This is a genomic window from Bradyrhizobium sp. 154, assembly GCF_023073875.1.
Classification (GTDB): domain Bacteria; phylum Pseudomonadota; class Alphaproteobacteria; order Rhizobiales; family Xanthobacteraceae; genus Bradyrhizobium.
On the sequence record NZ_JADPKG010000118.1, the window covers coordinates 1 to 16,415 of the forward strand.

At 62.8% G+C, this 16,415-nt stretch carries 16 protein-coding genes; 11 read left to right on the plus strand and 5 right to left on the minus strand.

The annotated features are described in order from the left end of the window. Positions 1-229 precede the first annotated feature (229 nt). A complete protein-coding gene (locus IVA92_RS32265; protein WP_247275904.1) occupies positions 230-391 on the plus strand; it encodes an RNA polymerase subunit sigma-70 in 162 nt (53 codons plus the stop codon). Positions 392-528: 137 nt separating this feature from the next. Here the strand turns inward: IVA92_RS32265 and IVA92_RS32270 are convergent, their stop codons facing one another. Next, positions 529-1,155, minus strand: a complete 627-nt coding sequence (locus tag IVA92_RS32270; RefSeq protein WP_247275905.1) for a LysR family transcriptional regulator — start codon at positions 1,153-1,155, stop codon at positions 529-531. A 127-nt stretch (positions 1,156-1,282) separates the two neighbouring features. Between IVA92_RS32270 and IVA92_RS32275 the strand changes: the two genes are divergently transcribed. Together IVA92_RS32275 and IVA92_RS32280 are read left to right on the plus strand one after the other, a co-directional pair. After that, entirely contained in the window at positions 1,283-1,675 is a 393-nt protein-coding gene (locus IVA92_RS32275; RefSeq protein WP_247275906.1) for a RidA family protein, read from the plus strand. A gap of 47 nt (positions 1,676-1,722) precedes the next feature. Beyond that, the gene (locus IVA92_RS32280; RefSeq protein WP_247275907.1) at positions 1,723-2,424 is read left to right on the plus strand and encodes an L-2-amino-thiazoline-4-carboxylic acid hydrolase; all 702 of its coding nucleotides are present in this window, start codon (positions 1,723-1,725) and stop codon (positions 2,422-2,424) included. A gap of 320 nt (positions 2,425-2,744) precedes the next feature. Here the strand turns inward: IVA92_RS32280 and IVA92_RS32285 are convergent, their stop codons facing one another. The 4 genes from IVA92_RS32285 to IVA92_RS32300 all read right to left on the minus strand — a co-directional run bounded on the left by IVA92_RS32285 (position 2,745) and on the right by IVA92_RS32300 (position 6,863). Further along, complete coding sequence (locus tag IVA92_RS32285; protein WP_247275908.1) at positions 2,745-3,773, minus strand: ABC transporter permease; 1,029 nt, start codon at positions 3,771-3,773, stop codon at positions 2,745-2,747. Positions 3,774-3,785: 12 nt separating this feature from the next. Beyond that, positions 3,786-5,288, minus strand: coding sequence for a sugar ABC transporter ATP-binding protein (locus IVA92_RS32290; RefSeq protein ID WP_247275909.1), 1,503 nt, complete (start codon positions 5,286-5,288; stop codon positions 3,786-3,788). Positions 5,289-5,294: 6 nt separating this feature from the next. Beyond that, positions 5,295-6,317, minus strand: a complete 1,023-nt coding sequence (locus tag IVA92_RS32295) for a sugar ABC transporter substrate-binding protein (RefSeq protein WP_247275910.1) — start codon at positions 6,315-6,317, stop codon at positions 5,295-5,297. A 96-nt stretch (positions 6,318-6,413) separates the two neighbouring features. Continuing rightward, positions 6,414-6,863 (minus strand): globin, encoded by a 450-nt coding sequence (locus IVA92_RS32300; protein ID WP_247275911.1) that lies wholly within the window; start codon positions 6,861-6,863, stop codon positions 6,414-6,416. 515 nt (positions 6,864-7,378) lie between these two features. Between IVA92_RS32300 and IVA92_RS32305 the strand changes: the two genes are divergently transcribed. From IVA92_RS32305 to IVA92_RS32340, 8 genes are all read left to right on the plus strand, one after another. Next, a complete protein-coding gene (locus tag IVA92_RS32305) occupies positions 7,379-7,753 on the plus strand; it encodes a DUF2946 family protein (RefSeq protein WP_247275912.1) in 375 nt (124 codons plus the stop codon). 90 nt (positions 7,754-7,843) lie between these two features. Further along, positions 7,844-10,060: a TonB-dependent receptor gene (locus tag IVA92_RS32310; protein WP_247275913.1), complete on the plus strand. Its 2,217-nt coding sequence runs from the start codon at positions 7,844-7,846 to the stop codon at positions 10,058-10,060. A gap of 77 nt (positions 10,061-10,137) precedes the next feature. After that, positions 10,138-10,671 carry a copper chaperone PCu(A)C gene (locus tag IVA92_RS32315; RefSeq protein ID WP_247275914.1) on the plus strand — a complete coding sequence of 178 codons (534 nt, stop codon included), beginning with the start codon at positions 10,138-10,140 and terminating at the stop codon, positions 10,669-10,671. A 29-nt stretch (positions 10,672-10,700) separates the two neighbouring features. Beyond that, entirely contained in the window at positions 10,701-11,219 is a 519-nt protein-coding gene (locus IVA92_RS32320; RefSeq protein ID WP_247275915.1) for a YcnI family protein, read from the plus strand. Further along, on the plus strand, positions 11,219-12,781 hold the full coding sequence (locus IVA92_RS32325) for a CopD family protein (protein WP_247275916.1): 1,563 nt from the start codon (positions 11,219-11,221) through the stop codon (positions 12,779-12,781). The genes IVA92_RS32320 and IVA92_RS32325 overlap by 1 nt, the downstream gene beginning before the upstream one ends. 163 nt (positions 12,782-12,944) lie before the next feature. Then, the gene (gene proS / locus IVA92_RS32330; protein ID WP_247275917.1) at positions 12,945-14,264 is read left to right on the plus strand and encodes a proline--tRNA ligase; all 1,320 of its coding nucleotides are present in this window, start codon (positions 12,945-12,947) and stop codon (positions 14,262-14,264) included. A gap of 73 nt (positions 14,265-14,337) precedes the next feature. Next, positions 14,338-15,618, plus strand: coding sequence for a lipoprotein-releasing ABC transporter permease subunit (locus tag IVA92_RS32335; RefSeq protein ID WP_247275918.1), 1,281 nt, complete (start codon positions 14,338-14,340; stop codon positions 15,616-15,618). Between the two features lie 7 nt (positions 15,619-15,625). Then, entirely contained in the window at positions 15,626-16,327 is a 702-nt protein-coding gene (locus IVA92_RS32340) for an ABC transporter ATP-binding protein (protein WP_247275919.1), read from the plus strand. Positions 16,328-16,415: the final 88 nt, after the last annotated feature.

Below are 16,415 nucleotides of genomic sequence, written 5' to 3' on the forward strand. Positions count from 1 at the left end.
CCAAACGGCGCGCGCGACGAGTTCATCCTCGCAGCCACCGCCCAAAACCTTCGAAAGATGGCCAAGCTGATCCCGATGCCCACCCCGACGCTCGCATAGGGTCAGTAAGAGCAGTTCCGGCCAAGTCGCGACGGAGCTATTACAACGAAATACTGCCGGCCTTTTTCAACGGAATCGGCCACAACCCGACTCGCTCCCATATAGTAAGGGCTGCTGAAACGGAGAGAACATGAGCGTGCCGGAAATCATTCGACGAGCCATCGAAATCGGTGAACGGAACGGTAAGATTACCTTCGATGAGCTGAATCAGCTGTGTGACAGCCGGTCACTGGACCCCAAAGACGTCGAGCGCATTTCTCAACGCGCTGAGCGAAGCAGGAATTTGGATTGAAGGAGGCTAAGGTCTGCTTCGGGTCATTTTCGACCGATGCAGCGGGAATTGTCGGCCGACCGATGTCCGGTTTGCTCCAAGAAACACAGGTACCGGAGTCGGACTAGACGCCGAGTTGTTACGGGTTTGCGGTCGCCTCAACTCCCGACGCCGCCGACAAGACGAGGGCGGCGGCTAGCGAGCGGTTTCTCCTCCAGCAGGCCGCGCACCCATTCGCGAAAACTGACGATTTCCGGGCAATCCGCGGTGCCTTCAGGCGCAACGAGCCAATCACCCACACCCGCTCCCTCATCCATCCGCTCGCAGCGATAGCCCGGATGGTGACCAAGTCCGCGGGCTATCAAGAGGTCGACCTTGCCCTCGACCAGCTCGTGCGGGCCGGCGGGCTGAAGCACCCGCAAGCCGATCTCCGCATGCGCGCTGCGAAATTCTGCCAATTGGAGGCGGCGCAGGTCGAAGCCGCCATGGACTCCCAATTGCAGCAGGACCGCACCTGCCGGCTTCAATTGCGAGGTCGCCTCGGCGATGTGGCGAAAGCCTTCGGATATCCCGGGTAGATAGGCCTGACCGGCCGCGGTGAGGATGAGCTGCTTATGCAGCCGGTCGAACAGGCGTACGCCGAGGCGCGCCTCCAGCGCTTTCACCTGCTGCCCTACGGCGGCGGGCGTCACGTGCAGCTCGTGCGCGGCCAATTTGAAGCTGAGATGCCGGGCGGCGGCTTCGAATGCGCGGAGCGCGTTGAGCGGTGGAAGGATGTAAGTCATTGCTGCCCAGTTTGTCACTGAATGGCTGCGTGCTTGCAATAGATTTTCTTGCGCTGAACCGCAGCAATAGTGCTTTGCGCCCCGGCGATGCCGCCGGATAGGGTCGGCCGCAACACGGAGAGATCCCATGCCACCAGTTCACGTCGTCACCCACAATCCCGCAACGGTCCACGCTCCGGCCGGCGGCTACAGCATGGGACTTGAACTGAGGCTGCATCGCCGCCTCTTGTTCATCAGCGGCCAGGTGCCGGAGAGATCGGACGGCACCGTGCCCGACGGTTTCGAGGCGCAATGCGAGCAGGCCTGGCGCAACGTCAGGGAAGTGCTCGCCGCTGCGGGTCTGGGCGTCGAGCATCTGGTCAAGGTCACCACGTTCCTGACCGACCGCAACCAGGTCCTGCCCAACCGTATTATTCGCCGCGCGATTCTCGGGGATCACCAGCCCGCGCTGACGGTCGTGATCGTCGAGACCGTTGACAGCAAATGGCTGCTGGAGATCGAGGCGATCGCCGCAGAATGAAACCGGCGTCGCCCACATTGCAATGAGCCAATCATATCGGGTGTCCAATGGCTGAGATCCATCCTTTCTACGAGACGCATCGGGACGCAATGGAAGCCGCCATGCGGCACCGCCTCGGCCTTGCCGATGCGATGTTGCGCGAGCGCGCGCGACTATCCGACATCGAGAAGATCAGGCAGGAAGTCATGCACGAATTCGAAATCGTGCTGACCCAAATGCCCTATGTCGGCGGCGCGGCCAGCCGCATGAGTGATTTCTTCATGCGTCTCACGGGTTTTATGGCCATCAGTCGGGTGCTCCGGCGCCACGGTGTGCCGGTCCCGGTGATCGGGGAGATCGAACGGGAAACCTACAAAGCGCAATTGCTCACCGTGTCAGAGGCGGAACGCCTTGCCTCGGGACGCCAGTTCATGTCGTCCGCGAACCAAGCTCTGCTGCGCGAGCAGGCGGCAAGGAGCGTCACGGAAAGCCACCAGAGGGAGTTTCCGGAGGACTTCGTCTACGATTTCGTAGAGCCGGATCCAGGAGACACCTTCGAATTCGGCATCAACTACAAGGCTTGTGGCTTCTGCAAGCTCGCAGCGCGCCACGGCGACAAGGACATCCTGCCGAACATTTGCGGGCTTGATTTCGACGCCTATGCCACGCGAGGCATTCGCCTCGAAAGGACGCAGACGCTGGCCGGCGGTGCGAGCCATTGCAATTTCCGCTTCTCGCGGCTGCCGTCGCATACGGAGGCCGAGAGTTAGGACGCGTTCCCTGGCTTCGCGATTGAGACGATCCAGGATTCCTCTGCTGCCTCCAGACCGTCATTTTCGAGCGCAGCGACGCAATCCAGACTGCCACCGCGGAAAGATTCTGGATTGCTTCGCTGCGCTCGCAATGACGGGAGTGGGCACCGCCTCTCGGAGCCGCCGGCCATCGTGACATCATGCCCCTGTTTTGCCCGACGAGTCAAATCCACTTCGTAAAATCCGCAATGTCGCGACGCCACCGGCAAGCGATTGATTTCGCTAGCCCCGGCTACTGTGCACGAGGTTGTTTTCGCTGTTTTCGTTTTGGGGGCCGTCTACTCCGCCGCTTTTTCCCTCAGTCGCTGCGCATAGACGTTAATGACCAGCGCCGCCAGCAGGATCAGGCCGCGGATCAGGATCTTCAAAAAACTGTCGATGTTGACGTGGTCGAGCCCGTTATTGAGAACACCAAGAACGAAAAGCCCGACGATGGTGTTGCCGATGCCGCCGCGGCCGCCGAACAGGCTGGTGCCGCCGACAACGACGGCGGCGATGGAGTCGAGCAGGTACGTGTCGAATTCGTTCTGCTGCGCGCTGCCGAAATGGGCAACGCCGAGCATGCCGCCAAGGCCGGAGCAGACCGCCGAGATCACCATGACCGCGCCGAGGATCAGCTTGACGTTGAGGCCGGAATATTCGGCCGCCTCGCGATTGCCTCCGACCATGTAGACGTAGCGGCCGAAGCGCGTGTAGGTCAGCACCAGATGCCCGCCGAGCAGCATGATGGCGGCGACGATGACGATCCAGGGGATGCCACCGATCGAGCCCGAGCCGAGCGTCGTGATCAGGCTCGGCACCTTGTAGGCGATCTGGCCGCGCACCAGGAGCGCCGAGATGCCGGCCGCGATCTGCATCATCGCCAGCGTCATGATGAAGGAGGGGATGCCGATCACGGTCAGCCCCAGCGCATTGACGAGGCCGAGCAGCGCGCAGAGCAGGATCGACAGGATGATGGCCACCGCGCCGGGCAGCGGCACATTCGCGATGTTGACGTAGGATTCCTGGAGCGTGAAATAGGCAACCGCGATGCCGGTGACGTTGGCGATGCTGGCGATCGAGAGGTCGATCTCGGCGCAGAGGATCACGAAGGTGAGGCCGACCGCGATGATGCCTGTCACCGACACTTGCGTGAGGATGTTGCCGAGATTGTCGAGCGTCGCGAAGGAGGGGCTGGCGAAGGCGAAGAAGCCGGACAGGAAAATCAGCGTCAGGAATGGCGCAATGTTGCGCATCTGCGAGCGCAGGAAGGGCGCAAGTCCCCGCGCTCGAGCAGCCGCCGCCGGAACCGTGTCACTGCTCGCCATGGTGCTTCTCCGTCACGCCGCTTCCAGCAGGCGGTCCTTGCTGACCGGCTCGTTCCTGAATTCCCGCACCAATGCGCCGCGCTTGAGCACGAGGATGCGGTCGGCCAGCGACAGCACCGTTTCCGGCTCGGTCGACAGCACGATGACGGCAAGCCCCTTGGCGCGGAGGTCGCGGACGATGTTGATGACGTCGTTCTTGGCGCCGACATCCATGCCGCGGGTCGGCTCGCACAGCACCAGAAGCTTGGGTGGATAGGTCAGCCATTTCGCCAGCGCAACCTTCTGCTGGTTGCCGCCGGAGAGCATGCCGAGGTCGAGGCCGACCACGGGCGGTCTGATCTGCAATTGCTCGACCTGGTGCCTTGCGATATCGCGCTCCTGCGCCGGCTTGAGCAGCAGCGCCGAGATGCGATCCAAAATGCTGATTGAGATGTTCTTGTAGACCGGCTCCTGGTGAAACAGCATGTCGCGCCGGCTCTCCGGCACCAGCGCCACGCCGGCGCGCCGCGCCGCCGCCGTGCTGGCGAAGGTCTTTGGTGCGCCCTCGACGGCGAGCGTGCCGCTGTCCGGCTTCAGCTTGCCGAACAGGATGCGCGACAGCTCCTGCTGGCCGCAGCCCATGAAGCCGTAGATGCCGAGCACCTCGCCGGCGCGGGCCTCGAACGAGACATCCTGAAGGCTGCGCGCGAGGGAGAGCTGGTCGACCTTCAGGACGACCGGACTGTCGCTCGGCCGCGGCAGCATCAAATCGTCAGTGTAGCTATGCTCGAGCGTTTCGCCGCCGCGGCCGATCATGGCCTCGATCAGCGCGCCCTTGCTGGTCGCGGCGCTGGCGGTCTCCGCGACCTTCCGCCCGTTGCGGAAGACGGTCACCGTGTCGGACACGCGCAGAATGTCCTCGATGAAATGCGAGATGAAGACGATTGCAGTGCCTTCCTCGCGCAGACGCCGGAGCGTTGTGAAGAGCCGCTCGACCTCGGGTGGGGAGAGGGCGGAGGTCGGCTCGTCCAGGATGACGATGCGAGCGCCCGAGAACAGCACGCGGGCGATCTCGATCAACTGCTGGAGCCCGATCGGGAGGTCCCCAAGCCGCGACATCGGGTCGACGTAGATACCGAAGCGGGCGAGCTGCTCGCCCGCCTCGCGCGCCATCCGCCGCCATTGCACCAGGCCGAAGCGGTTGACCGGCTGGTTGCCCAGAAAGACGTTCTCCGCAACCGTGAGGTCGGGCGCAACGCTGAGCTCCTGGTGCACCATGGCAATGCCGGCCGCATGGGCATCGCGCGCCGAGCGGAAATGCGTTTCCGCCCCGTCAACCAGGAAGCGGCCGGAGAATTCGGTGTGCACGCCGGCGATGATCTTCATCAGCGTGCTTTTGCCGGCGCCGTTCTCGCCGACGAGACCATGGATCTCGCCGGGAAGAAGCGCGAAGTCGACACCACGAAGCGCTTCGACGCCGCCGAAGCTCTTCGTGATGCCCTTCAGTTCCAGGATGGGCTGATGTCCCGCAGGCATGGAGGCTCAGATCAGGAAGTGATCCTGCATCCATTGCATCCCGGCGGCATTGGCCTTGGTCACGACCGGGCCGTCGGTGACGACGTTCTTCGGGATTCCCTGTCCGCTCTTCTCGCCGCCGACCACGGCCGACACGCCTGCAACGATGGCGCCGCCATGGATGCGGCACGACGGATTGCGCACGGTCGCGAACATGCGACCCTCGCTCACCGCCTGGATCGCCGGCGGCATGGCATCGACGCCGCCAATCAGGATGTTGGTGCGGTTGCGGGCCTTCATGATGTTGTAGGCGGCGAGCGCCATGTCGTCATTGTGGAAGAACGCAGCGTCGATCTGCGGATATTTGGTGAGATAGGTCTCCCAGAGGCGGGCGGTCTTGGAGACGTCCCAGTCGGCCGGTTGGGTGTCGAGCACCTCGATGCCAGGGAATTGCTTGACCACCGAGTTAAAACCCTTGGCGCGTCCTTGCGCGCCGGTGTGGCCGAGCGCACCCTGCGTCATGATGATCTTGCCCTTGCCGCCCATCGCGTTGCACAGCGCCTGGGTTACCGAGGCGCCCATGAACTCGTTGTCGGGGGCAAGGAAGGAGTGGACGTTGATCTGGTCGAGCGGCGCAATCAGCGTGTCCATGTCGATGACGGGCGTGCCGGCGTCGATCATCTTCTGCACGGGCTGGGTGAGAGTGCCGATGCCGAAGGCCTGGATCGCGACGAAATCCCATTTCTGCGAGGCCATGTTGTCGATCGCGGCGCGCTGCTTGACCGCGTCGAGCTGACCATCGAACCAGGTCACCTCGACATTGAACAGCTTGCCCCAGAATTCCGCGGCCTGCTTGCCCTGCGCGCACCAGGTGGCCTGGAGGCCCGCGTTGGAGAAGGCCGCTTTCAGCGGTTTCTCGCTTCGTCCGACTTCGGCTGCAAGTGCTGGGTTTATGCCCATGCTGCCGAGGATGGCAGTCGCGGCGCCGGCGGTCGCTGCCGCCTGAAGAAGATCGCGCCTCGTCGTCGAGAAATCTTTCGTCCCGGACATCGCTCGCTCCCGTAAAATTTTATCGTCGGCGCGTCATTGAATGCGCGACCGATGTCCGAAAGTGTCTCACAAGAGCTGATGCCACTCAATCTGCAATCAATCGCTTGATCGCAGCAAGCCACCCTTGGTGCAGCGCAAAGCGTCAGGCCCGCGCCTTGGTGAATGCGTCGACTCGACGAGCAATGTATCCCATGCCCGCGCAATGTCGGCCGACCATCGAGCGCCGAGCAGATCGCGGCTCGTATCCCTGATGATCGCGAAGAAGGCGATGAAGAGCTCGCGCGACGTGCCGTAAGCCTCGTGCGAGGCTGCCTCGCAGGCGATCAGCCGGAAGTGCCCACGACGTTCATTGGCGAAGTCGAGGACCGCCTCGATGGCCAGCGCGAGCATCGATCCCATCACGAGCTCGCTGCCTTGCGAGCGGAACATCGCCCGCGTTTCCAGATGCTGTTCGAACAGGCGTTGATAGACCAGCGGCGTGAGGTCCGCGCAGCGCGATGCCGCAAGTTCGAAGCTATTTTCGATCGGATTAGAGGGACCACTCATCGGCGTCGAAGCCCCGCAGACAAAAAAAGAGCGGGGCCCTGGCCCCGCTCAAAAACAAAAAAAGAGCGGGGCCCTGGCCCCGCTCAAAAATTGTGTCGACCCTATTATCCCCGATTCTAAGATTTGCTCTTGATTAACGGGGCGACGCTGCGTTTTGCGCGCCAGGGGCTCCTCCCGAGACTTGGACCACCAGACTTCGACCTCACGGCCAGCCTGAGCAAGAGGGATGCTAGATCAACTTTTCTCACTTGTCATCATTTTCGGCAACGAATGTTCAAAATTCGAGCATTTGACGAAATGATCGGGCTCATATCCCTGTAAACGTATGGGAAACAAAAGGAATTTTTGGACGAGGGAGGTGGTTTGACTTGCCTCAATGCCGGACCCCTGGCGTCGCGGGTAGGGTGCTCCCGACCACTTCGAGATGTTTTCGCTGGCCAACAAGGCGGCGGAACTGACCTCGACTCGGGGCTTGGGGCGGTGTTTAGTTAGTGGAGGAACGAACGGTTCGGCGGATGCGCGCGCGCTTGCAAAAATTCCTACCCGTTGTCCTGCTCGCCCTGGTGATGCAGGTGCTGGCGCCGATTGCCGCCTGCTTGGCGGCCGGCCAGGCCGTTGCCGATCGGCTGTCCGCCGGCGTCATCTGCCACAGCGGGGGTGAGCAGCGCGGCCTGGGCGATCAGACCGACAGCCCCACCGCGCACGGCGGCGCGTGCGCGCTGTGTTGCCTGGCACAGGCCAACGCCTCGCTCGATTCTCCGCCCCACGTTGGGCTCTCCATCCCCTTCCGCCACGCCAAGCGCGTGGCATGGCACGCTTTGGAGATATCCGTCGTCGCTGCCGATAGGGGCTCTGGCGCCCAGGCACGCGCGCCCCCTCAATTTTCCTGACCCGCGACGAACTTGTGCTCGGTGCGGCTCGCTGGTGCCGCATCTCGCTTTGCAACGGACTGGCTGCGTGCCGGTGTCAGGAAATGTCCCATGCCTTGTCTTCGTTCTTTGCGGAGTGCGCGTGCGCGCGGCACTCTGCTCGCGTCCGTATCGATTTTGGCCTTTCCACACACTTCGGATGCCCAGGTAAGTCGGTCGGAACTTCCCTCGGTTATTGTTGAAGCTCCACAGCAAAAGCGCGCGGCCCGGGTCCGGCCCCACCGCGACGCCGTGCGATCAGCGCGTGTGGCGCGAAGCGCACGACCGGCTGGGCTGCCACAGCAAACCGCGAGCGTGCAAGGCGCCAGGGTCCCCGGCTCCCTGACGGTGCTGACCGCACAACAAGCGCTTGCGGAAATCAACCAGACGCCGGGCGGCGTAGCGCTCGTAACGGCGGAAACTTACAGGAATTCGACGCCCGCCAACACGATCAAGGATGTGCTGGACTACGTGCCTGGTGTGTTCGCCCAGCCTAAATGGGGCGACGACACGCGGCTTTCGATTCGCGGGTCGGGCCTGTCGCGCAACTTCCACCTTCGCGGCGTCCAACTCTACATGGACGGCATCCCGATCAACACTGCCGATGGCTATGGCGATTTCCAGGAGATTGACCCTACTGCCTACAAAGATATCGAAGTCTACAAGGGCGGGAATGCACTCCAGTTTGGCGCGAATTCCCTCGGGGGCGCCATCAACTTTATAACTCCGTCGGGCCGCGATTCATTTCCGAACGGCGTGTCTTTCGACGTCGGAGGTTTCGGATTCAAGCGGCTTCAGGCGAACGCAGGTGGCGCGAACGGGCCGTGGGACGGTTTCGTGACCGCTTCCACGCAGGCCGCTGATGGATTTCGCGATCATAGCTTCGGCTCGAGCAATCGCTTGAGCGGCAATTTCGGCTATCAATTCTCTCCGGACGTTGAGACACGATTTTACCTCAATGCCAACCAGGTGCGGCAGCGGATCCCTGGTACCGTGACCAAGGCGTCTGCCTTGACCAATCCGGAGGCTGCCGCTCCGACGAACGTTGCCATGGATCAGCAGCGCAATATCGATACTGTCAGGTTGGCCAACAAGACGACCGTCCGCTTCGATGACACCAAGGTTGAATTCGGCGCCTTCGGGCTCGACCGCCATCTGATGCATCCGATTTTCCAGTGGCTGGACTACCGCTACAAGGACTATGGAGGCTTCGCGAAGCTCACGGATGACCGCACCATCGGCGGCTTTCGCAATAGACTGGTCGCGGGTGTCTACGTATTGAATGGTAGCATCGACAATCAGCAGTTTGCCAATCTTGCCGGTCAGAAGGGGAGGCTGCTTTCTTCCTCGATCGATCGCTCAGAGAACACCTCCGTTTACGTCGAAGACAGCTTCTACTTCCTTCCGAGCGTCGCAGTGATCGGCGGTACCCAGTTTCTGTACGCAACTCGCAATCGGCAGGACCGCTTCCTCAGCGACGGAGATCAATCGGGAGCAACGCGGTTCAATCTCTGGTCGCCGAAAGCAGGCCTCCTGTGGCAAATCGATCCCACATGGCAAGCTTTCGCAAATGTCTCGCGAAGTGCCGAGGTGCCGAGCTTCGGTGAGAGCTCGATTGGTCCGGGCATTCCAACGATCCCGTTCACCAGCATCCGCGCACAGATCGCGACCACGTACGAAGTCGGAACGCGCATGAGGCGGCCGGAATATGCCTGGGAGCTCACCGCCTATCGCGCCAATATTCGCGACGAGCTGCAATGCCTTTATAGCGCGTTCGGGAATTGCAACGTGACCAACGCCGACCGGACGCTTCACCAGGGAATCGAGGCCGGGGCAGGTGCAGCAATCTTTCGCGACATCTTCGTCAATGGCTCCGCGCCGGACAAGGTCTGGCTTAACGTCTCTTACACGTTCAACGACTTCCGTTTCGACCGCGACCCGGTCTTTGGGGACAATCAATTGCCGGGTGCGCCCCGTCATTACCTGCGCGCAGAGCTCCTCTACAAGCATCCGACGGGTCTCTATGTCGGCCCCAATGTCGAATGGGTGCCACAAGCCTATTTTGTCGATAGCATGAACACGCTCAAGACAGAACCTTATGCGCTGTTGGGATTGAAAGCCGGGTTCGACAATGGGGGTCCGCTATCCGCCTATGTCGAGGGACGCAATCTCACCAACAAGACCTACATTGCTAGCGCGAGCATCATCGATCGGGCAACGGCGACGTCACCCTTGTTCGAGCCGGGTACCGGGCGCGCGGTATACGCCGGAATGAGGTATCGATGGTGACGCACCAAATAGCACGCGCCAAATAGCAAATGACCAAGGACGTCTCTGCCAGAGTAATCATCAATGAGGCTATCGAAATGAAGAAAGTGAAGCAGACTCTCCTCACAATCGCGCTGCTGCTGGGCGGCTGCGCCGTCGCATCGGCCGACGACGTCAAGGCCGGCGATCTCGTGATCTCGCAAGCCTGGAGCCGGGCGACGCCGGGCGGCGCCAAGGTCGCGGGCGGCTATCTCACCATCGAGAACAAGGGGGCGGCGGCGGACAGGCTGGTCAGCGCTTCCGCGGACATCGCGGGGAAGACCGAGATTCACGAGATGGCGATGGATAATGGCGTGATGAAAATGCGTCCGCTGGACAAGGGGCTCGTTATTGATCCCGGCAAGACCGTGAGGCTTGCGCCCGGAGGCAATCATTTGATGCTCCAGGAGCTGAAGGGCGCGTTCAAGCAGGGCGATAAGGTGCCGGTGACGCTTCAGTTCGAGAAGGCCGGCAAAGTCGCAGTCTCCCTCGACGTACAGGGCGTCGGCGCGCAGGCACCGGGCGAGGCCGCGCATTCAGGTCATATGGACATGAAGAAAATGCCGGATCACTCGGGAATGAAGATGAAATGAGACGGATCCGAACTCTCGGGAGGCTGAACATGCCGAAGCGATTCCGCCTGATCCTGGTTGCTGCGTTCGCCGCCTCGCCGGCGGCGGCGCACGTGTCGCTCGAGACCAAGCAAGCCACGGTCGGTGCGTCTTACAAGGCTGTCTTCACAGTGCCCCATGGTTGTGCGGGCTCGCCCACGGTGAAGATCCGCGTGCAGATCCCGGAAGGGGTGATCGCGGTCAAGCCAATGCCGAAGGCAGGCTGGACCATCGATGTCGTCGAAGGCAAATATGCCAGCGAATATGACTATCACGGCAATAAGATCTCGTCCGGCGTCAAGGAGGTGGCGTGGGCCGGCGGCAAGCTTCCGGACAAGAACTATGACGAGTTCGTCATGCACACGGTTCTGACCGACGAGCTCAAGCCGAACACGACGTTGTATTTCCCCGTTGTCCAGGAATGCGAGACCGGTGTCAGCCGTTGGATCGAGATCCCGGCTGAGGGGGCAGGGCATTCGCACGAGGGCAAGTCGCCCGCCCCGGGTGTGAAGCTGCTGCCGAAACCCTGATGCGCCTGCTCGCCGCGCTCGCGACGCTGCTCCTGGTCACCGGCTTTGCGACCGGGGCCTCGGCGCATGCGGCACTCATCTCGGCCGAGCCGGCGAGCGGCAGCAGGCTCATGGCCGCGCCGGAGGCTGTGGTGCTGCGTTTCAACGAGGCCGTCACGCCCGGCGCGATCCGGCTGATCGATGGCGCGGGCAGGACGCGGGACGATGTGCGCATCGACGCGTCGGCGGAGGCCATTTCGGTTGCGATGCCGCCGGACCTGCCGCAGGGTACGGCGGTCGTCAGCTATCGCGTGATTTCGCAGGACGGCCATCCCGTGGCCGGATCGGTGATCTTCTCGATCGGCATGCCGACGGGGACGAAGCCTCTCGCGAACACGGATAGCGGGTTGAGCATACTCATCTGGCTGGCGCGGGTTGGTCTTTACATCGGGCTGTTTGTTGGTGTCGGCGGTGTGTTGTTCGCGCGCTGGATCGCGTGGTCGACGACCAGCATGATCGTGCCGCGCGTGGCACTCGCGGTCGGCCTTCCGAGCGCGGTGATGTCCCCCGGTGCGCTGGGTCTCGATCTCCTCGGCCTGCCACCGGCAGCTCTTGCGACGGCCGCGCCTTGGAAGGTCGCGTTCGCGACCAGCGCAGGCCCCGCCTTGCTGGTCGCCGTCGCTGCGATGCTGCTGGCCCTGATGGCGCTGCGTGCCGCCTGGTACGCGCGCGCTCTTGCGTTTATCGCGTTCATCGGCGTCGGCCTGTCGCTGGCCATGACCGGACACGCCGCAACGGCACCGCCCGAAATGTTGACGCGGCCGGCGGTCTTCCTCCACGGTCTCGGCGTCGCGTTCTGGATCGGGGCAATGGCGCCGCTCGCTGTGCTGGTGTCGAAGCCGGCGGCCACGGCTTTGCCTGTCGTAAACCGCTTCTCCCGTATCGCCGTGCCGGTCGTCGCCACGTTGGCCCTGACCGGCCTTGGGCTCGCTATCGTCCAGCTCGAAAGGCCTTCAGCGTTGGTCGAGACCCGCTATGGCCTCGTCCTTTCCATCAAGCTCGCGCTGGTCCTCATGTTGCTCGCACTCGCCGCGCTCAACCGCTTTCACCTGAGCCCGGCGCTGGCAAGCGATCACGAGGCCGCGTCCGCCCTCAAGCGCTCGATCCTGTTCGAATGTGCGATCGCACTCGTCATCTTCGCGGTCGTCGCCGGGTGGCGCTTCACGCCGCCGCCGCGGACCATGCTTCCCGAGGCGCCGCTCGCGATCCACGTCCACAGCGACAAGGCAATGTTCCAAGTCCTGGTCTCGCCGGGTAAGGCCGGTGTCGATGACTTCGTGGTCCAGCTCATGACCGGCGAGGGGACGCCGCTCGCGGCCAAGGAGGTGACGTTGACCTTGAGCTTGCCCGAGCGCGGCATCGAGCCGATGGAACGGGGTACCTCGCTCGGGCCGGACGGCTATTGGCATGTGCGCAAGGTCGAACTGCCCTTCGCTGGCCGCTGGCATATCCGGATCGATGCGCTGGTGAGCGACTTCGAGAGCATTACGCTGGAGGATGAACTCGAGGTGGCGCCGCCCTAGGCTCGCCGGCTTTGCTGGCATGCTGCTCCTCAAGCCAAATCTGAAGTCAACGGAAAATGACAGGAATTCCGCCGCGTTAGCGGCTTTTCCTCACTCGCGGTCTTGTGTTTTCGCTCCCAATCCGGTTTCACTGCAACCCGTCACTGATTCCTAGAGTGTTGCCATGCGGTTGTCGCGATTCTTTCTGCCCATTCTGAAGGAAAATCCGAAAGAGGCCGAGATCGTCTCGCATCGGCTGATGCTGCGCGCCGGAATGATCCGGCAGGAGGCCGCCGGCATCTATGCCTGGCTGCCGCTTGGCTTCCGCGTGCTCAAGAAGATCGAGCGGATCGTGCGCGAGGAGCAGGACCGCTCGGGCGCGATCGAGGTGCTGATGCCGACGCTCCAGCTCGCCGACCTCTGGCGCGAGAGCGGCCGCTACGATGCCTATGGTCCGGAGATGCTGCGCATCGCCGACCGCCACAAGCGCGAGCTGCTGTACGGACCGACCAACGAGGAAATGATCACCGAGATCTTCCGCGCCTATGTGAAGTCGTACAAGAACCTGCCGCTCAATCTCTATCATATTCAATGGAAATTCCGCGACGAGCAGCGTCCGCGGTTCGGTGTGATGCGCGGCCGCGAATTCCTGATGAAGGACGCTTACTCCTTCGACCTCAACGAGGCGGCGGCGCGGGTCGCCTACAACAAGATGTTCGTCGCCTATTTGCGGACTTTCGCACGGATGGGGCTGAAGGCGATCCCAATGCGCGCCGAGACCGGTCCGATCGGCGGCGATCTCAGCCACGAGTTCATAGTGCTCGCGGAGACCGGCGAATCCGGCGTCTTCATCAATCGCGACGTGCTGGACCTGCCGGTGCCGGGCGAGGACGTCAATTATGAGGACGATCTGACGCCGATCATCAAGCAGTGGACCTCGCTGTATGCTGCTACCGAGGACGTTCACGATTCCGCGCGGTTCGAGCGGGAGGTGCCTGCGGACAAACGAGTGAACACCCGTGGCATCGAGGTCGGCCAGATCTTCTACTTCGGTACCAAATATTCCGAGCCGATGAAGGCGCTGGTGGCGGGCCCCGACGGTGTCGACGTGCCGATCCATGGCGGCTCCTACGGTGTCGGCGTCTCACGCCTGCTTGGTGCCATCATCGAGGCCTGTCATGACGATGCCGGCATCAAATGGCCGGAAGCCGTGGCCCCGTTCCGCGCCGTGGTGCTCAACCTCAAGCAAGGCGATGCCGCGGTCGATGCGGCCTGCGAGAAGCTCTATGAGGAGCTCACCGCCAAGGGCGTGGATGTCCTCTATGACGATACCGACCAGCGCGCCGGCGCTAAATTCGCCGCCGCCGACCTGATCGGCATCCCCTGGCAGATCATGATCGGACCGAAGGGGCTTGCTGACGGCAAGGTCGAGATCAAGCGGCGAGCCGACGGCGCACGCGAGACCATGTCGCCTGCGGACGCGGTCGCCCGCCTGGTCGGCTGAATATTGTTCATCGCGCGATATCGCGGCCGCCAATCCGGCCACAATTGACCCCGAATCATGGGATTATCGAGCGATGGACGAGACCATGACCGAAACCGTGCAGACCGCGCCTTTTGCGCCATTCGAGTGGATGCTGTCGGGGCGCTATTTGCGAGCGCGCCGCAAGGAGGGATTCATCTCGGTCATCGCCGGGTTCTCCTTTCTCGGCATCATGTTGGGCGTGGCGACGCTGATCATCGTCATGGCCGTCATGAACGGCTTCCGCAAGGAGCTGCTCGACAAGATCCTAGGGCTCAACGGCCATATCCTGGTCCAGCCGCTGGAATCGCCGCTGACCGACTGGAAGGACGTCGCCGACCGCCTCAGCCAGGTCGAGGGCATCCGGCTCGCTGCGCCCGTGGTGGATGGCCAGGCGTTGGCGTCATCGCCATGGAACGCTTCGGGCGTCCTGGTGCGCGGCATCCGCTCCGACGACCTCAACAACCTCACCTCGATTGCCAAGAACATCAAGCAGGGCTCGCTCGAGGGCTTTGACGAAGGGCAGGGCGTCGCGATCGGCCGCCGGCTCGCCGACCAGCTGTCGCTGCATGCCGGCGACAGCGTGACGCTGGTGGCGCCGAAGGGCGCGGTCACCCCGATGGGCACAACGCCGCGCATCAAGCCTTACAAGATCGTCGCCGTGTTCGAGATCGGCATGTCCGAATACGATCTCGGCTTCGTGTTCATGCCGCTGGCCGAGGCGCAGGCCTATTTCAACCGCAGCAACGACGTCACCTCGATCGAGGTGTTCACCACCAACCCCGACAAGATCGACGCCTTCCGCAAGGCGGTGACGGAGGCTGCGGGCCGCCCGGTGTTCCTGGTCGACTGGCGCCAGCGCAACTCGACCTTCTTCAACGCGCTCCAGGTCGAGCGCAACGTGATGTTCCTGATCCTGACCATGATCGTGCTGGTTGCCGCTCTCAACATCGTCTCCGGCCTGATCATGCTGGTGAAGGACAAGGGCAGCGACATCGCGATCCTGCGCACCATGGGTGCCTCGCAGGGCTCGATCATGCGGATCTTCCTGATCACGGGCGCCTCGATCGGCGTGGTCGGCACGCTGGTCGGTTTCTTCGTCGGTCTCGTGATCTGCCTCAACATCGAGTCCATCAGGCAATTCCTGTCCTGGCTCACCAGCACCGAGCTATTCTCGCCTGAACTCTATTTCCTGTCGAAGCTGCCCGCCGAGATCGACGTCGGCGAAACCACGGCGGTCGTCGTCATGGCGCTGACGCTGTCGTTCCTGGCGACGCTGTACCCGTCGTGGCGCGCCGCGCGCCTCGATCCGGTCGAAGCGCTCCGGTACGAGTGAGGGGCTGATGGAGCAGCAGGGGGCGGAAGATGTACCAGTCATTTATCTCCACGAGATAAAGCGGCAGTACGTGCAGGGCGAGATGCCGCTGACGATCCTCGACGGCGCCAAGCTGGCGTTGTGGCGCGGGCAGTCAGTCGCGTTGGTGGCGCCGTCGGGGTCCGGCAAGTCGACGCTGCTGCACATTGCGGGGCTGCTCGAGGCACCGGATTCCGGCGAGGTCTATGTCTCGGGCGCGCCGACCTCGCAGCTGCCCGACATCGAGCGCACCCAGTTGCGCCGCACCGATATCGGCTTCGTCTACCAGTCGCACCGGCTGCTGCCGGAGTTCTCGGCGCTTGAGAATGTCATGCTGCCACAGATGATCCGCGGCCTGAAGAAATCCGAGAGCGTCAAGCGCGCCAAGGAGATCCTGGGCTATCTCGGCCTCGGCGACCGCATCACCCATCGTCCGGCGGAATTGTCGGGCGGTGAGCAGCAGCGCGTCGCGATCGCACGTGCGGTTGCCAACGCGCCGCGCGTGCTGTTTGCGGACGAGCCGACCGGCAATCTCGACCCCGGCACCGCCGAGCACGTGTTCCAGGCCCTGATGCAGCTGGTCAAGGCGACGCAGGTGTCGATGCTGATCGCGACTCACAACATGGAGCTCGCCGGGCGCATGGACCGGCGCGTCTCGCTGTCGAACGGCCAGGTGGTCGAGCTCGATTAAAATGCGAAAACAACCCCATGCACAGTAGCCAAGTGCTTGGCCGGACTTGCGAAAAAAATTGGCGACGGCGCTCCCCCGCGCCCTCTGG

Excerpts from the sequence above, each read along its gene's own strand:
- IVA92_RS32265 (WP_247275904.1), top strand. The coding sequence starts at position 230 with ATGAGCGTGCCGGAAATCATTCGACGAGCCATCGAAATCGGTGAACGG.
- IVA92_RS32270 (WP_247275905.1), bottom strand. The coding sequence starts at position 1,155 with ATGACTTACATCCTTCCACCGCTCAACGCGCTCCGCGCATTCGAAGCC.
- IVA92_RS32275 (WP_247275906.1), top strand. The coding sequence starts at position 1,283 with ATGCCACCAGTTCACGTCGTCACCCACAATCCCGCAACGGTCCACGCT.
- IVA92_RS32280 (WP_247275907.1), top strand. The coding sequence starts at position 1,723 with ATGGCTGAGATCCATCCTTTCTACGAGACGCATCGGGACGCAATGGAA.
- IVA92_RS32285 (WP_247275908.1), bottom strand. The coding sequence starts at position 3,773 with ATGGCGAGCAGTGACACGGTTCCGGCGGCGGCTGCTCGAGCGCGGGGA.
- IVA92_RS32290 (WP_247275909.1), bottom strand. The coding sequence starts at position 5,288 with ATGCCTGCGGGACATCAGCCCATCCTGGAACTGAAGGGCATCACGAAG.
- IVA92_RS32295 (WP_247275910.1), bottom strand. The coding sequence starts at position 6,317 with ATGTCCGGGACGAAAGATTTCTCGACGACGAGGCGCGATCTTCTTCAG.
- IVA92_RS32300 (WP_247275911.1), bottom strand. The coding sequence starts at position 6,863 with ATGAGTGGTCCCTCTAATCCGATCGAAAATAGCTTCGAACTTGCGGCA.
- IVA92_RS32305 (WP_247275912.1), top strand. The coding sequence starts at position 7,379 with ATGCGCGCGCGCTTGCAAAAATTCCTACCCGTTGTCCTGCTCGCCCTG.
- IVA92_RS32310 (WP_247275913.1), top strand. The coding sequence starts at position 7,844 with ATGCCTTGTCTTCGTTCTTTGCGGAGTGCGCGTGCGCGCGGCACTCTG.
- IVA92_RS32315 (WP_247275914.1), top strand. The coding sequence starts at position 10,138 with ATGAAGAAAGTGAAGCAGACTCTCCTCACAATCGCGCTGCTGCTGGGC.
- IVA92_RS32320 (WP_247275915.1), top strand. The coding sequence starts at position 10,701 with ATGCCGAAGCGATTCCGCCTGATCCTGGTTGCTGCGTTCGCCGCCTCG.
- IVA92_RS32325 (WP_247275916.1), top strand. The coding sequence starts at position 11,219 with ATGCGCCTGCTCGCCGCGCTCGCGACGCTGCTCCTGGTCACCGGCTTT.
- proS (WP_247275917.1), top strand. The coding sequence starts at position 12,945 with ATGCGGTTGTCGCGATTCTTTCTGCCCATTCTGAAGGAAAATCCGAAA.
- IVA92_RS32335 (WP_247275918.1), top strand. The coding sequence starts at position 14,338 with ATGGACGAGACCATGACCGAAACCGTGCAGACCGCGCCTTTTGCGCCA.
- IVA92_RS32340 (WP_247275919.1), top strand. The coding sequence starts at position 15,626 with ATGGAGCAGCAGGGGGCGGAAGATGTACCAGTCATTTATCTCCACGAG.